The organism is Moorena sp. SIO3I6 (assembly GCF_010672095.1).
On the sequence record NZ_JAAHHU010001149.1, the window covers coordinates 1 to 1624 of the forward strand.

1 protein-coding gene and 1 pseudogene are annotated in these 1624 nt (G+C 44.3%); both read right to left on the bottom strand.

Annotated features, from left to right (window positions below):
• On the bottom strand, positions 1–656 hold a 656-nt coding region (locus tag F6K49_RS47120), incomplete at its 3' end, for a class I SAM-dependent methyltransferase (RefSeq protein ID WP_293109398.1).
• Positions 657–806: 150 nt separating this feature from the next.
• Positions 807–1624: pseudogene (locus tag F6K49_RS47125) on the bottom strand (glycosyltransferase family 1 protein); the annotation flags it as partial.

Genomic DNA, 1624 nt, shown 5'->3' on the forward strand with positions numbered 1-1624 from the left:
ATAGATTTCATTTGGTGTAAAAAATGATCCTTTTGAGCAACCATCTCTGAATAGGTTTTACCCTCTTCATAATTTGGCATCTGGACAATGAAAATACCATCTTCCTTGAGAAGAGATGCCCCATGGCTCATGGTAGCCACTGGATCAGGTAGATGCTCCAGGACATCGTAGAGTACGATAGCATCAAAACATTCAGGTTCTAGTTGCTGATCCTCGATAGGTCCTGACAAAATGGGCATATTGAATGTGTGTTGGGCAAATTCCACCACCCAAGGGCTAAGCTCTAGACCCATAGCATCAAAACCTGCCCAACCCATCATGGCCACAAAGCCACCATGAGCACAACCTAACTCAAGCACTTTGGCTGGTGGTAGTTTATAAGCCATCAGTGTACGCAACCAGTGGAGGCATCGCTCTGGTAAATCTTGACGGGCTCGTTGACGAATATCAGGAAAACGATAATGCTCGGTCTGATAAGACAACCAGTATTCTTTACCGTAGAAGTCATGGTTATCATCCTGTACACGGAGCTGCTCAGACCTCAAACCAGTTTTTGACACTAGAGTGCCACATTCAGAGCACGCCAAGTAGTCAGGGGAAAATTCAGTTAGCTCAGTATTTCCACACCAACAGATATCTCTAAAGGTTTGTGTCATCTTGTTGTTACACCCAGGTGTTGATAAATTAGCTCGAACTTACGTCTGATTACAAGTCCGGATTGAAAACCCTTTTTTTAATTCAGTCCCCAGAGAGGGAATAAAAATAAAGGGTCTTAAGAATTAAGACTTGGAAAACTGGGCAGTTATCTACAACAGGTTAATGTTTTGTAGTACCGTCAAACCTATCAACGCTAATCCCCCACCACCCATGACAATTCTGACCCTGCGGAGAACCTGAGGCTTCATATAGCCCAGATAGCCAACCATCCCTAACATTAGTGCAATGGACAACAAACTACCGCCAAGACTAAAGAATAGATTTCCTTGGACAGGAGAAACGAATGAGGATAGTTTTACTAGAGTTTTTTCAGCATACATGGCGGTAGATAGCAGTAGTAAGTTGATCCCTAAAATTAGACTAACTACTGGAACTAACAGGGGTTTTAGTCGAAACCAGCCTGACCGCAATTTCCAGAATTTACTGGACTCCATTGCCGCTAGATTTGACCCCGCTTCTTGAAGTTCCCGCTGTTTTTGCTGAAGTTGAGCCTCTGCGTACCTCAATTGCTCTTCGAGACCCCCTGACTGAAGCTGAGTTGGCTGAACTTGAATTATGGAGGGACTTGGGGGTAGCTGTTGTTGGATTTTAGCCTGTAACTTCCTGAATTCTCCCCAAAGGGGGGAACCTATACCAGTAGTCTCATTTTTGATTGTCTTAGCAGTTTCGACCAGAACCTCTGCCACAGTATCGGCCATCTTTGACCAGGAAAATTTATTCGCGTGTTCAAACCCATCAGCAATCAACTGGTTACGAACCTCTGGGTTTTGAACTTTGTACAGCGCATCAATCAGCTCGTAAACATTAGATTGATCCACATACAATGCTGCTTCCCCAGCTGCTTCAGGAAGAGAGGAGTGACGACAGGTAATTACAGGGCAACCACAAACCATTGCTTCGGTAACTG